The sequence below is a fragment of the Pseudomonas sp. GNP014 genome (genome assembly GCF_054344005.1).
This window is the reverse complement of record NZ_JBTGUS010000001.1, coordinates 646,163-663,081: the sequence shown is the minus strand read 5'-3', so window position 1 is coordinate 663,081 and position 16,919 is coordinate 646,163. Positions and strand designations below refer to the sequence as shown.

Below are 16,919 nucleotides of genomic sequence, written 5' to 3'. Positions count from 1 at the left end.
CCACAGGGGGCTCCCCTCATGACAGGGAGTCCCTCACAGGGAGTTCATTTGCTCAAAAAAGTCAGGCGGACATGACTTCGCGGATGTCGCGGGCCAGTTCGCGTACGCGTTCTTCTTCGGTGTCCCACGAGCACATGAAGCGCGCGCCGCCCTTGCCGATGAAGGTGTAGAAACGCCAATTCTTCGCGGTTAGCGCGGCGATGGCCGGTTCCGAGAGTTGCAGGAACACGCCGTTGGCCTGGACCGGGAACATCAGTTCCACGCCCGGGATGTCGCTGACCAGTTCGGCCAGCAATTGCGCGCAATGGTTGGCGTGGCGGGCATATTTGAGCCAGGCGTCGTTTTCGAGGATGCCGACCCACGGTGCCGAGAGGAAGCGCATTTTCGACGCCAGTTGCCCGGCCTGTTTGCAGCGGTAATCGAAGTCTTCGGCCAGTTTGTGGTTGAAGAACAGGATCGCTTCACCCACCGCCATGCCGTTCTTGGTGCCGCCGAAGCACAGCACGTCGACGCCGGCCTTCCAGGTCAGGTCGGCCGGCGAGCAGCCGAGGAACGCGCAGGCGTTGGAGAAACGCGCGCCGTCCATGTGCAGGTGCAGGCCCAGTTCCTTGCAGGTGGCGCTGATGGCGCGGACTTCTTCCGGGGTATAGACGCTGCCGACTTCGGTGGCCTGGGTCAGGGTCACGACGCGCGGTTTCGGGTAGTGGATGTCCTGACGCTTGAGCGCGACTTCACGAATCGACTGCGGGGTGATCTTGCCGTTTTCAGTGCCGGCGATCAGCAGTTTCGAGCCGTTGGAGAAAAATTCCGGGGCGCCGCACTCGTCGGTTTCGACGTGGGCGGTTTCCGAGCAGATCACGCTGTGGTAACTCTGGCACAGCGACGACAGCGCCAGCGAGTTGGCGGCGGTGCCGTTGAAGGCGAAGAACACTTCGCAGTCGGTTTCGAACAGGTTGCGGAAATGGTCGGCCGCGCGTGCGGTCCATTCATCGTCGCCATAAGCGCGCTGGTGGCCGTGGTTGGCCTGTTCCATGGCAGCCCAGGCTTCAGGGCAGATACCGGAATAGTTGTCGCTGGCGAATTGTTGGCTCTTGTCGGTCATGGCCGGCTTCCGTGGTCGAGACTCTTGTGAAGGCTCGTGGTCAATGATGATGCGCACTTTACCGAAGATCTTCCGGGGAGCACACGGGATGTCGCTTTCAGAAAATTACCAGTTTGTGGCCCGATTATGCACGTGACTAAACGCGACGGCGCGCTGGATCTACTCAAGTGGCTGGCGCTGCTGAGCATGCTGCTCGATCATCTGCGATATGTCGGGATCAGCGCCGATTGGCTGTATGTGCCGGGGCGGATGGCCTTTCCGTGGTTCTGCCTGGCGATGGCGGCGAATCTTGCCCGCGCCAGTGCGCAGAAGACCGAATGGCGCTATCTGTCATGGTTGTTGCTGTTCAGCGCAGTGAGTGAAATTCCCTACCGTCTGTACATTCCAGATTCCGACACCTTGAACGTGATGCCCACTCTCGCGCTGGGGTTGCTGGTGGCGCGGGGCTGGCAGGATCAATCACTGATGTCGCGACTGTTGGGCATCGGAGCCTTGTTGCTGGCCGCGCTGTTTTCGCCGTGGCTGATGTTCGGTGTATTCGGCGTGTTATTGCCGCTGGCGCTGCTGCTGGTGTTCCGTCGCCCCTGGTATTTCAGCCTGCTGCCGGGGCTGGTGTGTCTGGCGGGCAATCAGTGGCAGGTGCTGTATGAGGCGGCGGAGTTCGGTAATGTCGTTGCAGTCCTCGGCATCGCGGCGTGTCTGATGGCGCCATTGCTCGGGATGTTCTTGTTGCGACACTCCAGTTCTATCCATCCGTTGCCCATGCGCCGCTGGGCGTACGCGCTCTATCCCGCGCATTTCCTCCTGTTACTACTGATTCGCCAAGTCGCCGCATAACCCTGTGGGAGCTGGCTTGCCAGCGATAGCGGTGGGTTAGCCGCCATCAATGCCGGAAGTGACATCGTCATCGCTGGCAAGCCAGCTCCCACAGGGTTCTCCAGTGTTTTTGAGATCGAGTGTTGCAAGGGCATTTCCGGCCATGTCGTAAACGCACCTTTGCGTGGCGTCCGTAGGCATTTGAGCTGTCTGCGCCGGTCATACCATCGGCATCAAAGGGCACTGCCGTGATTGCCGGTGCCTTACCGAGACGAATGGCGCACAGATGCCGCTGGGAGAGACGCGATGTTCAGCAAGCAAGACCAGATCCAGGGTTACGACGATGCACTGCTGGCGGCGATGAATGCCGAGGAGCAACGTCAGGAAGATCACATCGAGCTGATCGCGTCAGAGAACTACACCAGCAAACGTGTCATGCAAGCCCAGGGCAGCGGTCTCACCAACAAGTACGCCGAAGGCTATCCGGGCAAGCGCTACTACGGCGGCTGCGAGCATGTGGATAAGGTCGAAGCGCTGGCCATCGAGCGCGCCAAGCAAGTGTTCGGCGCCGATTACGCCAACGTCCAGCCGCACTCCGGTTCGTCGGCCAACAGCGCCGTGTACCTGGCGCTGATCCAGCCGGGCGACACCATCCTCGGCATGAGCCTGGCCCACGGCGGTCACCTGACCCACGGCGCCAAAGTGTCGTCCTCGGGCAAGCTCTACAACGCTGTGCAGTACGGCATCAACACTGACACCGGGCTGATTGATTACGACGAAGTCGAGCGTCTGGCCGTCGAGTGCAAGCCGAAGATGATCGTCGCCGGGTTCTCCGCGTACTCCAAGACCCTCGACTTCCCGCGCTTCCGGCAGATTGCTGACAAGGTCGGCGCGCTGCTGTTCGTCGACATGGCCCACGTCGCCGGTCTGGTCGCCGCCGGTCTGTACCCGAACCCGCTGCCGTACGCCGACGTGGTCACCACCACCACGCACAAAACCCTGCGCGGTCCGCGTGGCGGGCTGATCCTGGCCAAGTCCAACGAAGAAATCGAGAAGAAGCTCAACGCTGCGGTGTTCCCAGGCGCCCAGGGCGGCCCGCTGATGCACGTGATCGCCGGTAAAGCGGTGTGCTTCAAGGAAGCGCTGGAGCCAGGCTTCAAGGCCTATCAACAGCAAGTGATCGACAACGCCAAAGCGATGGCCGGCGTGTTTATCAAACGTGGCTACGATGTAGTGTCCGGCGGCACTGATAACCACCTGTTCCTGGTCAGCCTGATCCGTCAGGGCCTGACCGGCAAAGATGCGGACGCCGCCCTCGGCCGCGCCCACATCACCGTCAACAAAAACGCGGTGCCGAACGACCCGCAATCGCCGTTCGTGACCTCGGGCCTGCGCATCGGCACCCCGGCGGTCACCACGCGTGGCTTCAAGGTCGCCCAGTGCGAAGTGCTGGCCGGCTGGATCTGCGACATCCTCGACAACCTCGGTGACGCCGACGTTGAAGCGAATGTGGCCAAGAACGTCGCGGCACTGTGCGCCGACTACCCGGTTTATCGCTGAGCGGTTTGGAGTAAATGACTATGCAACGCTATTCGGGCTTCGGCCTCTTCAAACACTCCCTCAGCCACCACGAAAACTGGCAGCGCATGTGGCGCACGCCGACGCCGAAGAAGGTCTACGACGTGGTCATCGTCGGTGGCGGCGGGCACGGTCTGGCGACTGCCTATTACTTGGCGAAAGAGCACGGCATCACCAACGTGGCCGTGGTCGAGAAGGGCTGGCTGGGCGGCGGGAACACCGCGCGCAACACCACTATCGTTCGCTCCAACTACCTGTGGGACGAGTCGGCGCACCTGTACGAACACGCGATGAAATTGTGGGAAGGCCTGTCGCAGGACCTGAACTACAACGTGATGTTCTCCCAGCGTGGCGTCTACAACCTGTGCCACACCCTGCAGGACATCCGTGATTCCGAGCGTCGGGTCAGCGCCAACCGCCTCAACGGCGTCGACGGCGAGTTGCTCAATGCCAAGCAAGTCGCTGACGAGATCCCGTACCTCGACTGCTCGAAAAACACCCGCTACCCGGTGATGGGCGCGACCGTTCAGCGTCGTGGTGGCGTCGCTCGTCACGATGCCGTGGCCTGGGGCTTTGCCCGTGCCGCCGACGCCTTGGGCGTGGACTTGATCCAGCAGACCGAAGTGATCGGTTTCCGCAAGGAAAACGGCGTGTGCATCGGCGTTGAAACCAACAAGGGTTTCATCGGCGCCAAGCGCGTCGGTGTGGTGACTGCCGGTAACTCCGGGCACATGGCCAAGCTCGCCGGTTTCCGTCTGCCGATCGAGTCCCACCCGCTGCAAGCGCTGGTGTCCGAGCCGATCAAACCGATTATCGACAGCGTGATCATGTCCAACGCCGTGCACGGTTACATCAGCCAGTCCGACAAGGGCGACCTGGTGATCGGTGCCGGTATCGACGGCTACAACGGCTACGGCCAGCGCGGTTCGTACCCGGTGATCGAGCACACCATCCAGGCCATCGTCGAGATGTTCCCGGTGCTGTCGCGGGTGCGCATGAACCGCCAGTGGGGCGGTATCGTCGACACCACGCCGGACGCTTGCCCGATCATTTCGAAAACCCCGGTGCCGAACATGTTCTTCAACTGCGGTTGGGGCACCGGCGGCTTCAAGGCCACACCTGGCTCGGGCAACGTGTTTGCCGCGAGTCTGGCCAAGGGTGAAATGCACCCGTTGGCCGCCCCGTTTTCCATCGACCGTTTCCACAACGGCGCACTCATCGACGAACACGGCGCTGCTGCCGTCGCCCACTAACAGGAGAAATCCCCATGTTGCATATCTTCTGTCCTCACTGCGGCGAACTGCGCTCCGAAGAGGAATTCCACGCATCCGGCCAGGCGCACATTCCGCGCCCACTGGATCCTGCCGCCTGCACTGATGAAGAGTGGGGCGACTACATGTTCTTCCGCGATAACCCGCGTGGTCTGCACCACGAACTGTGGGATCACGTCGCCGGTTGCCGCCAGTACTTCAACGTCACCCGCGACACCGTGACCTACGAGATTCTCGAAACCTACAAGATCGGCACCAAGCCGCAATTCACCGACAAGGCTGATTCGGCGAAAACAGCCACGACGGCGCTGGGAGAGAAGGTATGAGCCAGACCAATCGCCTGTCCAACGGTGGACGGATCGACCGCAACAAAGTGCTGAGCTTCACCTTCAACGGCCAGACTTATAAAGGCTTCGAGGGCGACTCGCTGGCCTCGGCGCTGATCGCCAATGGCGTCGACATCATCGGTCGCAGCTTCAAGTATTCACGGCCACGCGGGATCTTCGCCGCCGGTGCCGAAGAGCCGAACGCCGTGCTGCAGATCGGTGCCACCGAAGCCACGCAAATTCCCAACGTGCGCGCCACGCAACAGGCGTTGTACCAAGGCCTGGTCGCCACCAGCACCAATGGCTGGCCGAGCGTCAACAACGACATGATGGGGATTCTCGGCAAGGTCGGCGGCAAGCTGATGCCGCCGGGTTTCTACTACAAAACCTTCATGTACCCGCAATCGTTCTGGATGACTTACGAGAAGTACATTCGCAAGGCTGCCGGCCTTGGCCGTTCGCCGACTGAAGTCGATCCGGACACCTACGACTACATGAACCAGCACTGCGACGTGCTGATTGTCGGCGCCGGCCCTGCCGGTCTCGCCGCCGCCCTGGCCGCCGCACGCAGCGGTGCCCGGGTGATTCTCGCCGATGAGCAGGAAGAGTTCGGCGGCAGCCTGCTTGATTCCCGCGAGAGCCTCGACGGCAAACCGGCGATCGAGTGGGTGGCCAGTGTCATCGCTGAATTGAAGAACACCCCGGACGTGCTGCTGTTGCCGCGCGCCACGGTCAACGGCTACCACGACCACAATTTCCTGACCATTCACGAACGCCTCACCGACCACCTCGGTGACCGTGCGCCGATCGGTCAGGTGCGTCAGCGCATCCACCGCGTTCGCGCCAAACGTGTGGTGCTGGCGACCGGCGCTCACGAGCGTCCACTGGTCTACGGCAACAACGACGTGCCGGGCAACATGCTCGCCGGCGCGGTCTCGACTTACGTGCGCCGTTACGGCGTGGCACCGGGCAAGAAGCTGGTGCTGACCACCAACAACGATCACGCTTACCGCGTCGCTCTGGACTGGCTCGACGCCAGCCTGCAAGTGGTGGCCATCGCCGATGCGCGCAGCAACCCGCGTGGTGCGCTGGTGGAAGAAGCTCGTGCCAAAGGCATCCGCATCCTCACCGGCAGCGCCGTGATCGAGGCCCGTGGCAGCAAGCGCGTGACCGCTGCCCGTGTGGCGGCGATCGACGTTAAAGCGCACACCGTGACCAGCCCGGGCGAATGGCTCGACTGCGACGTGATCGCCAGTTCCGGCGGTTACAGCCCGGTTGTGCACTTGGCTTCGCACCTCGGTGGCAAGCCGATCTGGCGTGAAGACATCCTCGGTTTCGTACCGGGCGAAGCACCGCAGAAGCGTGTGTGCGTCGGCGGCATCAACGGCGTGTATGGCCTCGGCGATTCGCTGGCCGACGGCTTCGAAGGTGGCGTGCGCGCTGCGGCCGAAGCCGGGTTCCAGACTGTCGAAGGCGTGCTGCCCAAAGCCCTGAGCCGTGTTGAAGAACCGACCCTGGCGCTGTTCCAGGTGCCGCATGAGAAGGGCACCGCGCGCGCGCCGAAGCAATTCGTCGACCTGCAGAACGACGTCACCGCCGCCGCCATCGAACTGGCGACCCGCGAAGGTTTCGAGTCGGTCGAACACGTCAAACGTTATACCGCGCTGGGCTTCGGCACCGATCAGGGCAAGCTTGGCAACGTCAACGGCCTGGCGATTGCCGCCCGTTCGCTGAACGTGACCATCCCGCAGATGGGCACCACGATGTTCCGTCCGAACTACACGCCGGTCACCTTCGGCGCCGTGGCCGGTCGTCACTGTGGGCACATCTTCGAACCGGTGCGCTATACCGCGCTGCATGCCTGGCATGTGAAGAACGGTGCCGAATTTGAAGACGTTGGTCAGTGGAAGCGTCCATGGTATTTCCCGAAAAACGGTGAAGACCTGCACGCCGCTGTGAAGCGCGAATGCAAAGCCGTGCGCGACAGCGTCGGCCTGCTCGACGCCTCGACCCTGGGCAAGATCGACATCCAGGGCCCGGATGCCCGCGAGTTCCTCAACCGCGTGTACACCAATGCCTGGACCAAGCTCGACGTGGGCAAGGCCCGTTATGGCCTGATGTGCAAAGAAGACGGCATGGTCTTCGATGACGGTGTAACGGCGTGCCTGGCGGACAACCATTTCGTCATGACCACCACCACCGGCGGCGCGGCGCGCGTACTGCAATGGCTGGAGCTGTACCACCAGACCGAATGGCCGGACATGAAGGTCTACTTCACCTCCGTCACCGACCACTGGGCGACCATGACCCTGTCCGGACCGAACAGCCGCAAGCTGCTCAGCGCCGTGACCGACATTGATCTGAGCAACGAAGCGTTCCCGTTCATGACCTGGAAAGAAGGTCTGGTCGGCGGTGTGCCGGCGCGGGTGTTCCGTATCTCGTTCACCGGTGAGCTGTCGTACGAAGTCAACGTCCAGGCCGACTACGCGATGGGCGTGCTGGAGAAAATCGTCGAGGCCGGCAAGCAGTACAACCTGACCCCGTATGGCACTGAAACCATGCACGTGCTGCGGGCGGAGAAGGGTTTCATCATCGTCGGTCAGGACACGGACGGCTCGATGACCCCGGACGACCTGAACATGGGCTGGTGTGTGGGTCGCACCAAACCGTTCTCGTGGATCGGCCAGCGTGGGATGAACCGTGAAGACTGCGTGCGTGATCAGCGCAAACAACTGGTGGGCCTGAAGCCGATTGATCCGAACGTCTGGCTGCCGGAAGGTGCGCAACTGGTGTTCAACACCAAGCAGGCGATCCCGATGACCATGGTCGGCCACGTGACCTCCAGCTACGCGCACAACTCCCTCGGCTATTCGTTTGCCATGGGCGTGGTCAAGGGCGGTCTGAAGCGCATGGGTGAGCGGGTGTTTGCACCGCTGGCCGATGGCAGCGTGATCGAGGCGGAAATCGTTTCTTCGGTGTTCTTCGATCCGAAGGGTGATCGGCAGAACATCTGATGCTCTGGAATCCTGTGGGGTGGCGGATATCGCCTTCGCGAGCAAGCTCGCTCCCACAGGTTTCGGGTTGTTAATGGGATTTGTGTCAGGCATCAGTCCAGTGTGGGAGCGAGCTTGCTCGCGAAGGCGGAGTAACAGCCACCACAGGGGCCGGAACCAACAGAATTGATATAGGTGCTTTATGACCACAGCCAACGTGTACCAACAACGCCCGACCACCGGTGCCCGTGCCGAGTCGTCGCTGCACCATGCCGACCTCGCCAGCCTGGTTGGCAAGGGTCGCAAGAATGCCGGCGTCACCGTGCGTGAAAAGAAACTCCTCGGCCACCTGACCATCCGTGGCGATGGCCACGATGCAGCCTTCGCCGCTGGTGTGCACAAGGCCTTGGGCATCGAATTGCCCGGCGCCCTGAGCGTGATCGTCAAAGGCGAATCCAGCCTGCAATGGATGGGCCCGGACGAGTGGCTGTTGATCGTGCCGAGCGGTGAAGAATTCGCCGCCGAGCAAAAACTGCGCGAAGCGCTGGGTGATCTGCACATCGCGATCGTCAACGTCAGCGGCGGCCAGCAAGTGCTCGAACTGAGCGGGCCGAACGTGCGTCAGGTGCTGATGAAATCCACCAGCTACGACGTGCACCCGAACAACTTCCCGGTCGGTAAAGCGGTCGGCACGGTGTTTGCCAAATCGCAGCTGATGATTCGCCACACCGCTGAAGACACCTGGGAGCTGCTGATCCGTCGCAGCTTTTCGGATTATTGGTGGTTGTGGTTGCAGGATGCATCGGCTGAGTACGGTCTCAGCGTCCAGGCCTGACCCCGTTTGGCTCATGACTGCTTCTGTGGCGAGGGGATTTATCCCCGCTCGGCTGCGAAGCAGTCGCAAAACCTGTGAATTCGATCTACCTGATAAACCGCGGTGATTGGTTTTGGGGCGGCTTCGCCACCCAACGGGGATAAATCCCCTCGCCACAAAAGCAGTTCAGCACAGGTCAGCCCAGTTCAGAGTTCACTCTGCTAACAGATGTTGAAACAGGAGTCACCGCACCATGAGCCGCGCCCCAGACACATGGATTCTGACCGCCGACTGCCCCAGCGTCCTCGGCACTGTGGACGCGGTGACGCGTTTTCTGTTCGAGCAGGGTTGCTACGTTACCGAGCACCACTCGTTCGATGACCGCCTCTCCGGCCGTTTCTTCATTCGCGTGGAATTCCGTCAGCCTGACGGGTTCGACGAACAGTCCTTCCGCGCCGGCTTAGCCGAGCGTGGTCAGGCCTTTGGCATGGTCTTCGAACTGACCGCGCCAAACTACCGGCCAAAAGTGGTGATCATGGTCTCCAAGGCCGATCACTGTCTCAACGACTTGCTCTACCGGCAGCGCATCGGCCAGTTGTCGATGGACGTCGCGGCGGTGGTGTCCAACCATCCGGACCTCAAGCCGCTGGCCGACTGGCACCAGATTCCCTACTACCATTTCCCCCTCGACCCCAACGACAAACCGTCGCAGGAGCGTCAGGTGTGGCAGGTGATCGAAGAGTCCGGCGCCGAGCTGGTGATCCTTGCCCGCTACATGCAGGTGTTGTCGCCGGAGCTGTGCCGCAAGCTCGATGGCAAGGCGATCAATATTCACCACTCGCTGCTGCCGGGGTTCAAGGGCGCCAAGCCGTATCACCAGGCCTACAACAAGGGCGTGAAGCTGGTCGGTGCGACGGCGCATTACATCAACAACGACCTCGATGAGGGGCCGATCATCGCCCAGGGCGTCGAGGCGGTGGATCACAGTCATTACCCCGAGGACTTGATTGCCAAGGGGCGGGATATCGAGGGCCTGACCCTGGCGCGGGCGGTTGGGTATCACATCGAAAGAAGGGTGTTTCTCAACGCCAATCGCACGGTCGTTCTCTAGATCGCCATCGCTGGCAAGCCAGCTCCCACAGGGATTTGTGTCGTATACAAAATCTGAATCCAACCCGAATCCTGTGGGAGCTGGCTTGCCAGCGATGAGGCCATAACAGGCAACACAACAATCAGCATCTGTACCCGAGCACTTAACGCGCTGCCTGCCTGGGCAACGCGGTTCCATAAAAACAACAGCGAGGTGAAAGCATGTCTGGCAATCGTGGTGTGGTGTATCTCGGCGCTGGCAAGGTCGAAGTACAGAAAATCGACTATCCGAAAATGCAGGACCCGCGCGGTCGCAAGATCGAGCACGGGGTCATTCTCAAAGTGGTTTCCACCAACATTTGTGGCTCCGACCAGCACATGGTGCGCGGCCGTACCACGGCGCAGACCGGTCTGGTGCTGGGCCACGAAATCACCGGCGAAGTGATCGAAAAGGGTTCCGACGTCGAGAACCTGAAAATCGGCGACCTGGTTTCCGTACCGTTCAACGTGGCTTGCGGGCGCTGCCGTTCCTGCAAGGAGCAACACACCGGCGTCTGCCTGACCGTCAACCCGGCCCGTGCCGGCGGCGCTTACGGTTACGTCGACATGGGCGACTGGACCGGGGGCCAGGCCGAGTACGTGTTGGTGCCGTACGCCGACTTCAACCTGCTGAAACTGCCGGACCGCGACAAGGCCATGGAGAAAATCCGCGACCTGACCTGCCTCTCCGACATCCTCCCGACCGGCTACCACGGTGCCGTCACCGCTGGCGTTGGTCCGGGCAGCACCGTTTACATCGCGGGCGCCGGCCCGGTCGGCCTGGCCGCTGCCGCTTCGGCGCGCTTGCTGGGTGCGGCGGTGGTGATCATCGGCGACGTCAACACCATCCGTCTGGCCCACGCCAAGGCGCAGGGTTTTGAAGTGGTCGACCTGTCGCAAGACACGCCACTGCACGAACAGATCGCCGCATTGCTGGGCGAGCCGGAAGTCGATTGCGCGGTGGACTGTGTGGGCTTCGAAGCCCGCGGCCACGGCCACGACGGGGTGAAAGCCGAAGCCCCGGCCACCGTGCTCAACTCGCTGATGGGCGTGGTGCGTGTGGCGGGCAAGATCGGTATCCCGGGCCTGTACGTCACCGAAGATCCGGGCGCCGTGGACGCCGCCGCGAAAATGGGCAGCCTGAGCATCCGCTTCGGCCTCGGCTGGGCAAAGTCCCACAGCTTCCACACCGGCCAGACCCCGGTGATGAAGTACAACCGCCAACTGATGCAGGCGATCATGTGGGATCGCATTAACATTGCCGAAGTGGTGGGTGTGCAGGTGATCAGTCTGGATCAGGCGCCAGAAGGTTATGGCGAGTTCGATGCCGGTGTGCCGAAGAAGTTTGTGATTGATCCGCATAAGTTGTTTAGTGCGGCGTAACAATACCAACCAAAAAAACGGCGCCTTCGAGCGCCGTTTTTTTAAGTAAATGCCGAGCTTCCATACGACATTTCTACTCGATTCTTACCTCTGCCGCTTGCATACCTTTCTGCCCAGGTTCAGCTACATAACTTACGATCTGCCCCTCTTTTAAGCTTTTGAAACCGTCGGATTCGATTGCCTTGAAGTGAACAAACAGATCCGCTCCTCCATCAAGCGGAGTGATGAACCCAAAACCTTTCTCATCGTTGAACCACTTAACTGTTCCCTTTGTTCTGTTTGACATTTTTTGCTTTCCGTTTTGATTGATTTTGTGAAACTCACGAAGTAGCCGAACTACGAAATCATCTGAGTGGCTTTCATTCGTGATGAGCCAATCTGATGTCCACGGCGTAGTACTGACCGTTATCACCCCGCATAAGGTCATAAGTAACCTTCTGCCCCGCTTTGATGTATTTGATGATCGGATCGTCCGGGCTGATGCAAAAGATGATCGGCGGGACATCTGATTCGAGCAGTTGATCGCGCGGACTGAGTTGCTTCTCCATCACCGTATCTCCCGTTGAATGACCGTTAGTTGCACCTCGCTTTCTTCGAACAATTGACACACCAGCAGCCTATTCCAGCCCGGATAGCTAGACACCTGTCAGATCTGACAGGGGTCTAGTTCTTTTTGAAATATTGATTTTCACGACAAGTAATTAACGACCTAAAAAGATCGCTGCCTTCGGTTGTTTCGCGGGTTTGAGGTCCTGCGCGGGAGATCAGCCTCGATCAGGCACCGGAAGGGCATGGCGAGTTCGATGCGGGCGTGCCGAAGAAGTTTGTGATTGATCCGCATAAGTTGTTCAGTGCGGCGTAAGGCTTGAGCGCAATATAAAACGGCGACCTCGGGGTCGCCGTTTTTTGTTGCAAGCCCAGGTCAAAAGCTACCCTCACCCCAGCCCTCTCCCTGTATGTACCGGAGACATGGTGGACACATGTTCGGAGACATGGTGGACGGTTTTAGATCTTCTTACCTGCTGTAACGATCTGCAAGTTCAAGTCGATTCGGGCGATGCGATGTCTACTCCAGTAGACATCGTGGATGCCGTCCTCCGTCGTTTCCCGGATAGCTACTGACTTCCCGTAAAAAGCTTTCCCGACTGTGTATTCACGGTTCCTCCAGTAGATCTCGCCCTTTACCTGAACCTTCCTGACCACATCACCATCGTCGTACTCCGGCGCTGCGGGTTGCTCCTGATATTCCCTTGAGCTGCTGCTGTACCGAGTAGCAGGAACCTGCATGTCCAGCGCTTGATGCGGGCGCTTCTGGTTGTAAATATCACGCCAGATATCAAACGCCCGTTGCGCGCTGTTGAGATCGTTAAAGTGCTGACCCTGGAGGACTTCATTTTTCAGACTGCGGTGGAAGCGTTCCAGCTTTCCTTGGGTTTGCGGATGATAAGGTCGTGAGTGGCCGACCTTGATGCCTTGACTCATCAGCCAGACCTCCAGCGCGGTATAAACGCCTGTCTGATCACCCCATGGAGAGCCGTTGTCCATCGTCATGCGCAAAGGCAGGCCATAGCGCCGAAAGGCCCGGACCAGATGCTCCTGGACGGTGTCGCGCTGCTCATTGATACACGCCGCGATGCACAGTGAAAACCGCGAATGATCGTCCAGCATCGTCAACGGATGGCAACGCCCCTGACCCAGACTGATATGCCCCTTGAAGTCCATCTGCCAAAGATCGTTGGGCGCTTCATGCTCAAAACGGATAAACGGTTTGATCTCGGCGGCCTTTGGATCAACGCGTGAATGACGCTGTAAAACCGCATGCACGGTACTGACCGAAGGCATCACTAAGCCGTTGTCTTCCAACACACGTTTGAGCTTGCGAGCGCCCCAGGCCGCGTACTCCTGACTCACGGTCAGAATCTGCTGTTCAACCTCATCAGCACATCGCTTGGGTGATGTCTTCGGTCGTCGAGACTGATCGTTCAGTCCTTCTGCACCCAGGTTTTCAAACCTGTTAAGCCATTTATAGGCGGTGCTTGGGCTGATATTAAATCGACGGCAAAGCTGCCGGACATTGGCCCCTTCTTGCCGAGCCAAAAGCACGAATTCTGAACGAAGCTGCACAGTGGACACCTCTTCCCAAGACACAGGTCATCTCCTTAGTGATGAGCAATGTGCCTATTAAAAAGTGTCCACCATGTCTCCGAACACCTGTCCACCATGTGTCCGGTACATACACTCCCGGAGGGAGAGGGGGCCGACCGAGGGATGCTCACAATTTACGCCGACCTGAAAATACCGCTGTGAATCCATAATCGGCTCGGTATTTCAGGTCGATAAAACTCGAGAGAACACCACGGTCAGTCCCCTCTCCCTCTGGGAGAGGGCCAGGGTGAGGGGCTTTGCTTTACAGCGCTGCCAAGGCCCCCTGATACAGAACCGGCCCCGTCGGCTGCCCGGTCGGTGAACCCCCTTTAGGCTCAAGACTTACCGCCAAAGCAATCGGTTTGCCGATCAAGGCTTTCTGCGCCTCGTTCAACTCAACCTTGCCTTTGCCTCCCGCCGGGATCACCCCCAGCGAAATCGGCTTGCCATCCGCCGGAATCGCCCACAACTCCAGGCTGCGGCCCGGATCGACCGCCGCCAATGTCAGCGGCTCGACTTGCAGATAATCCGCATGCGCCTCGACCTTCAACGCCGGTTGCGCATTGGCGGTCAGCAGGGTGGCGCGGTAGCGGGCGTCGTCGCGGTTGTACAGGGAGCCGAGGAAGACCAGCACCACGATTGAACACAGTGCAGCGGTGACGCGCAGCCAGTTCCAGAACGGCCGCTTCTCGGGAACATGCAGCACTTGCGGTTCGATGCGCGCGGTGACGCCTTGCCATACGCGCTCCGGCACCGGAACTTGCGGCAGCGTTTCGGTGAGGCTGGCGAGGCTTTCCTGCCAATGCGCCAGTTCGACCCTTAATGCCGCGTCGTCCAGCAGCAATTGCTCGAAGCGTCGACGCGCCGCCGGGGCCATCAGGCCGATGGCGTAATCGGCAGCGAGGGCGCGGCGCAGGGCTGGGGTCTGGTAGTTCATGATTCAAGACACCTGCGCAGACGTTCCAGGCCACGGCGAATCCACGATTTCACCGAACCCAGCGGCGCGGCCAGGTGTTCGGCCAGTTCCGAACAGGACAGGCCCTGAAAGTAAGCCACCGTGATCGACTGGCGTTGCTGGCCGTCGAGGGTGTCCAGGCAGCGGTGCAGTGCGCTGGCTTCCCGGCTGCTGTTCAACAGTTCATGCGCCGAAGGGCCTTCGTCGGCGAGGGTGTCCTGTTCGACATCGGTCAGTGGCCGGTCGCGATGTTTGCGCAATTGGTCGATGGCCTGATTGCGGGTGATGTTGATCATCCAGGTCATCGGCGCCGACAAATGGGCCTGGTAGCGCGAGGCGTTGTTCCAGATGCGCACGAAGCTTTCCTGCAGCACTTCCTCGGCCAGATCGGTGCGGCCCATAAAACGCAGGGCCACGCCGTGCAGGCGCGGGCCGACGCTGCGATAAAGGGTTTCGAAGGCACGCCGGTCACCCAGTGAGCACTGGGCCAACAGCTGGCGCAACTGATCGGTGTCGGCGGTGGAAATGACGTTTCTCCAGGCAATGGTCGCACGACGAGGTCTGATCTCGAGCTGTTCACAGGCTAGTTCAGCAACAGCGCTTGTGCCATTCATGACAGGTGTCCGCGGTTTCACGTTTTATATACGTGGCTATCCTGAAAATGGATGCGCCGGCGAGGAACATGCCGGCCGAAACCCGGTCAAACCGGCAGTTTTGCCGCCCATTGAAGGGCGGTTACCACAGTGCAAGAGGATGTCTGAATGAAGATTTCACGCGGTATTGCCTTGGCTTCACTGATGACCCTTGCAGCGAGCCCGGTGTTCGCCGGTTTCAGCCTGGACGACGTGACCAAGGCGGCTTCAAGCATGCAGGGCGGCAACGCTGCCACCGCCGCCGCGCCGACGTCGGAAACCGCCGGTCTGCTGCAAGCCGTCACCGGTCTGGGTGTCACGCCGCAACAAGCCGTGGGTGGCACCAGCGCGATGCTGGGCCTGGCCAAGAACCAATTGAGCAGCGCCGATTATTCGCAGTTGGCCAAAGAAGTGCCGGGCATCGACAAGTTGTCGGGCGGTGGCGGCAATCTGGCGGCGTTGAGCGGTTTGCTCGGTCAGTCCGGCAAATCCGCTGGCCTGGAAAATGCGCTGGGCAACGTCAAGGACACCAATGACCTGAACAACGCCTTCGGCGCACTGGGCATGGACAGCGGCATGGTCGGCCAGTTTGCCCCGGTACTGCTCAAGTACCTGGGTGATCAAGGCGTCGGCGGCCCTCTGCTGCAAAGCCTGGGCAGCATCTGGGGCGCCGGCACCGGTAGCTGATCAGCCGCGCTCGCCGCGCAGTTCGGCAATGCGCTGGTCTTTCTCGGTCCAGAGCTGGTTGACCCAGTTCTGGACCGTCTGGCGAAACGCCGGATCATTCTCGTAATCGCCCTGCCACAACGCCGGGTCGAGTTCGCGGTTCTTGATATCGACGATCACCCGCGGCACGTTGCCGCTGATCAAATCCCAGAAGCCCGGGATGTTCGCCTGTGGATAAACCACTGTCACATCGAGCATCGCATCCAGCTGTTCACCCATCGCCGCCAGTACAAACGCCACGCCGCCGGCCTTGGGCTTGAGCAAGTGGTTGAACGGCGACTGTTGCTGCGCACTTTTCGCCGCGGTGTAGCGGGTACCTTCCAGATAATTCACCACGGTCACCGGCTGGCGCTTGAACAGCTCGCAGGCCTGCCGGGTGATCTCCAGATCCTTGCCGGCCAGTTCCGGGTGTTTGGCCAGAAAGGCCTTGGTGTAGCGCTTCATGAACGGGTAATCCAGCGCCCACCACGCCAGCCCCAGGAACGGCACCCAGATCAGCTCCTTCTTGAGGAAGAACTTGAAGAACGGCGTGCGCCGGTTCAGGGTCTGGATCAGTGCCGGAATGTCGACCCACGACTGGTGGTTGCTGACCACCAGATAGGAGGTGTCACCGCGCAGGTTTTCGCCGCCGCGAATATCCCATCGGGTGGGGATGCACAGGCGGAAAATCAGCTTGTCGATCTCGGCCCAGGTCTCGGCGATCCACATCACCGCCCCCGACGCATAGTCACGCCAGCGCCCGGGCGCCACCAGTTTGAGCAGGGCAAAGACCATCAATGGCCCGATCAGGATCAGGGTGTTGAGCAACAGCATCAGGGTGACGAAACAGCCGGTGAGCAGGCGGCGCATAGGCAACTCTATGACGTTGGATGGGCGCGCCATGATAAGTGGCTTCGGACGACAGGCCAAATCGCGGGTGACAAATGTTTCACTTTTGGCTGGGTATGCTTGGGCCAGATATCGTGTTGAACGGGCTGGCCGCATCGCTGGCAAGCCAGCTCCCAGAGGTTTATCGGGTGTGCGCAAGAATTACATTCGCTGAAGCTCCTT

The 16,919-nt window shown here is 60.4% G+C and carries 16 protein-coding genes and 1 pseudogene; 10 read left to right on the top strand and 7 right to left on the bottom strand.

The features are described from left to right. Window positions 1-61: 61 nt before the first annotated feature. Window positions 62-1,102 carry a threonine aldolase family protein gene (locus ACXX9E_RS03140; RefSeq protein WP_016986284.1) on the bottom strand — a complete coding sequence of 347 codons (1,041 nt, stop codon included), beginning with the start codon at window positions 1,100-1,102 and terminating at the stop codon, window positions 62-64. A gap of 126 nt (window positions 1,103-1,228) precedes the next feature. On the opposite strand from ACXX9E_RS03140, the gene ACXX9E_RS03135 reads away from it, so the two are divergent. The 8 genes from ACXX9E_RS03135 to fdhA all read left to right on the top strand — a co-directional run bounded on the left by ACXX9E_RS03135 (window position 1,229) and on the right by fdhA (window position 11,411). Then, entirely contained in the window at window positions 1,229-1,939 is a 711-nt protein-coding gene (locus ACXX9E_RS03135; RefSeq protein ID WP_458555018.1) for a TraX family protein, read from the top strand. A gap of 285 nt (window positions 1,940-2,224) precedes the next feature. Next, a complete protein-coding gene (gene glyA, locus ACXX9E_RS03130; RefSeq protein WP_123469381.1) occupies window positions 2,225-3,478 on the top strand; it encodes a serine hydroxymethyltransferase in 1,254 nt (417 codons plus the stop codon). A gap of 20 nt (window positions 3,479-3,498) precedes the next feature. Beyond that, window positions 3,499-4,749, top strand: coding sequence for a sarcosine oxidase subunit beta (locus tag ACXX9E_RS03125; protein WP_003206307.1), 1,251 nt, complete (start codon window positions 3,499-3,501; stop codon window positions 4,747-4,749). 14 nt (window positions 4,750-4,763) lie between these two features. Continuing rightward, window positions 4,764-5,093, top strand: coding sequence for a sarcosine oxidase subunit delta (locus tag ACXX9E_RS03120; RefSeq protein WP_008086922.1), 330 nt, complete (start codon window positions 4,764-4,766; stop codon window positions 5,091-5,093). Continuing rightward, window positions 5,090-8,107, top strand: coding sequence for a sarcosine oxidase subunit alpha (locus ACXX9E_RS03115; protein ID WP_123469378.1), 3,018 nt, complete (start codon window positions 5,090-5,092; stop codon window positions 8,105-8,107). Before ACXX9E_RS03120 ends, ACXX9E_RS03115 begins: the two co-directional genes overlap by 4 nt. A gap of 181 nt (window positions 8,108-8,288) precedes the next feature. Further along, window positions 8,289-8,921 carry a sarcosine oxidase subunit gamma gene (locus ACXX9E_RS03110; protein WP_123469376.1) on the top strand — a complete coding sequence of 211 codons (633 nt, stop codon included), beginning with the start codon at window positions 8,289-8,291 and terminating at the stop codon, window positions 8,919-8,921. Between the two features lie 232 nt (window positions 8,922-9,153). Further along, a complete protein-coding gene (purU, locus tag ACXX9E_RS03105) occupies window positions 9,154-10,011 on the top strand; it encodes a formyltetrahydrofolate deformylase (protein ID WP_064589552.1) in 858 nt (285 codons plus the stop codon). Between the two features lie 200 nt (window positions 10,012-10,211). Continuing rightward, window positions 10,212-11,411, top strand: a complete 1,200-nt coding sequence (gene fdhA / locus ACXX9E_RS03100; protein WP_064589551.1) for a formaldehyde dehydrogenase, glutathione-independent — start codon at window positions 10,212-10,214, stop codon at window positions 11,409-11,411. Window positions 11,412-11,484: 73 nt separating this feature from the next. On the opposite strand, the gene ACXX9E_RS03095 is transcribed toward fdhA, so the two are convergent. Then, window positions 11,485-11,697, bottom strand: a complete 213-nt coding sequence (locus tag ACXX9E_RS03095) for a cold-shock protein (RefSeq protein WP_222834154.1) — start codon at window positions 11,695-11,697, stop codon at window positions 11,485-11,487. 73 nt (window positions 11,698-11,770) lie between these two features. Beyond that, on the bottom strand, window positions 11,771-11,959 hold the full coding sequence (locus tag ACXX9E_RS03090) for a hypothetical protein (protein WP_222834155.1): 189 nt from the start codon (window positions 11,957-11,959) through the stop codon (window positions 11,771-11,773). Window positions 11,960-12,174: 215 nt separating this feature from the next. Here ACXX9E_RS03090 and ACXX9E_RS03085 point away from each other — a divergent pair. Further along, window positions 12,175-12,273, top strand: a pseudogene (locus ACXX9E_RS03085) (hypothetical protein); the annotation flags it as partial. Window positions 12,274-12,416: 143 nt separating this feature from the next. Here the strand turns inward: ACXX9E_RS03085 and ACXX9E_RS03080 are convergent. The 3 genes from ACXX9E_RS03080 to ACXX9E_RS03070 all read right to left on the bottom strand — a co-directional run bounded on the left by ACXX9E_RS03080 (window position 12,417) and on the right by ACXX9E_RS03070 (window position 15,125). After that, window positions 12,417-13,559, bottom strand: a complete 1,143-nt coding sequence (locus tag ACXX9E_RS03080) for an IS481 family transposase (RefSeq protein ID WP_409202038.1) — start codon at window positions 13,557-13,559, stop codon at window positions 12,417-12,419. Between the two features lie 259 nt (window positions 13,560-13,818). Then, on the bottom strand, window positions 13,819-14,493 hold the full coding sequence (locus tag ACXX9E_RS03075) for an anti-sigma factor (protein WP_222834156.1): 675 nt from the start codon (window positions 14,491-14,493) through the stop codon (window positions 13,819-13,821). Further along, window positions 14,490-15,125, bottom strand: a complete 636-nt coding sequence (locus tag ACXX9E_RS03070) for a sigma-70 family RNA polymerase sigma factor (RefSeq protein WP_458555017.1) — start codon at window positions 15,123-15,125, stop codon at window positions 14,490-14,492. The genes ACXX9E_RS03075 and ACXX9E_RS03070 overlap by 4 nt, the downstream gene beginning before the upstream one ends. 147 nt (window positions 15,126-15,272) lie before the next feature. On the opposite strand from ACXX9E_RS03070, the gene ACXX9E_RS03065 reads away from it, so the two are divergent. Continuing rightward, a complete protein-coding gene (locus tag ACXX9E_RS03065; RefSeq protein WP_123469370.1) occupies window positions 15,273-15,830 on the top strand; it encodes a DUF2780 domain-containing protein in 558 nt (185 codons plus the stop codon). On the opposite strand, the gene yihG is transcribed toward ACXX9E_RS03065, so the two are convergent. Then, the gene (gene yihG / locus ACXX9E_RS03060; RefSeq protein WP_458555016.1) at window positions 15,831-16,718 is read right to left on the bottom strand and encodes a 1-acylglycerol-3-phosphate O-acyltransferase, YihG family; all 888 of its coding nucleotides are present in this window, start codon (window positions 16,716-16,718) and stop codon (window positions 15,831-15,833) included. Window positions 16,719-16,919 lie beyond the last annotated feature (201 nt).

What these genes read in the sequence shown, in the direction of transcription:
- ACXX9E_RS03065 (WP_123469370.1), top strand. Translation starts at nt 15,273, where the DNA reads ATGAAGATTTCACGCGGTATTGCCTTGGCTTCACTGATGACCCTTGCA.
- ACXX9E_RS03110 (WP_123469376.1), top strand. Translation starts at nt 8,289, where the DNA reads ATGACCACAGCCAACGTGTACCAACAACGCCCGACCACCGGTGCCCGT.
- yihG (WP_458555016.1), bottom strand. Translation starts at nt 16,718, where the DNA reads ATGCGCCGCCTGCTCACCGGCTGTTTCGTCACCCTGATGCTGTTGCTC.
- ACXX9E_RS03125 (WP_003206307.1), top strand. Translation starts at nt 3,499, where the DNA reads ATGCAACGCTATTCGGGCTTCGGCCTCTTCAAACACTCCCTCAGCCAC.
- fdhA (WP_064589551.1), top strand. Translation starts at nt 10,212, where the DNA reads ATGTCTGGCAATCGTGGTGTGGTGTATCTCGGCGCTGGCAAGGTCGAA.
- ACXX9E_RS03135 (WP_458555018.1), top strand. Translation starts at nt 1,229, where the DNA reads ATGCACGTGACTAAACGCGACGGCGCGCTGGATCTACTCAAGTGGCTG.
- ACXX9E_RS03075 (WP_222834156.1), bottom strand. Translation starts at nt 14,493, where the DNA reads ATGAACTACCAGACCCCAGCCCTGCGCCGCGCCCTCGCTGCCGATTAC.
- ACXX9E_RS03095 (WP_222834154.1), bottom strand. Translation starts at nt 11,697, where the DNA reads ATGTCAAACAGAACAAAGGGAACAGTTAAGTGGTTCAACGATGAGAAA.
- ACXX9E_RS03070 (WP_458555017.1), bottom strand. Translation starts at nt 15,125, where the DNA reads ATGAATGGCACAAGCGCTGTTGCTGAACTAGCCTGTGAACAGCTCGAG.
- ACXX9E_RS03115 (WP_123469378.1), top strand. Translation starts at nt 5,090, where the DNA reads ATGAGCCAGACCAATCGCCTGTCCAACGGTGGACGGATCGACCGCAAC.
- ACXX9E_RS03120 (WP_008086922.1), top strand. Translation starts at nt 4,764, where the DNA reads ATGTTGCATATCTTCTGTCCTCACTGCGGCGAACTGCGCTCCGAAGAG.
- glyA (WP_123469381.1), top strand. Translation starts at nt 2,225, where the DNA reads ATGTTCAGCAAGCAAGACCAGATCCAGGGTTACGACGATGCACTGCTG.
- ACXX9E_RS03090 (WP_222834155.1), bottom strand. Translation starts at nt 11,959, where the DNA reads ATGGAGAAGCAACTCAGTCCGCGCGATCAACTGCTCGAATCAGATGTC.
- purU (WP_064589552.1), top strand. Translation starts at nt 9,154, where the DNA reads ATGAGCCGCGCCCCAGACACATGGATTCTGACCGCCGACTGCCCCAGC.
- ACXX9E_RS03140 (WP_016986284.1), bottom strand. Translation starts at nt 1,102, where the DNA reads ATGACCGACAAGAGCCAACAATTCGCCAGCGACAACTATTCCGGTATC.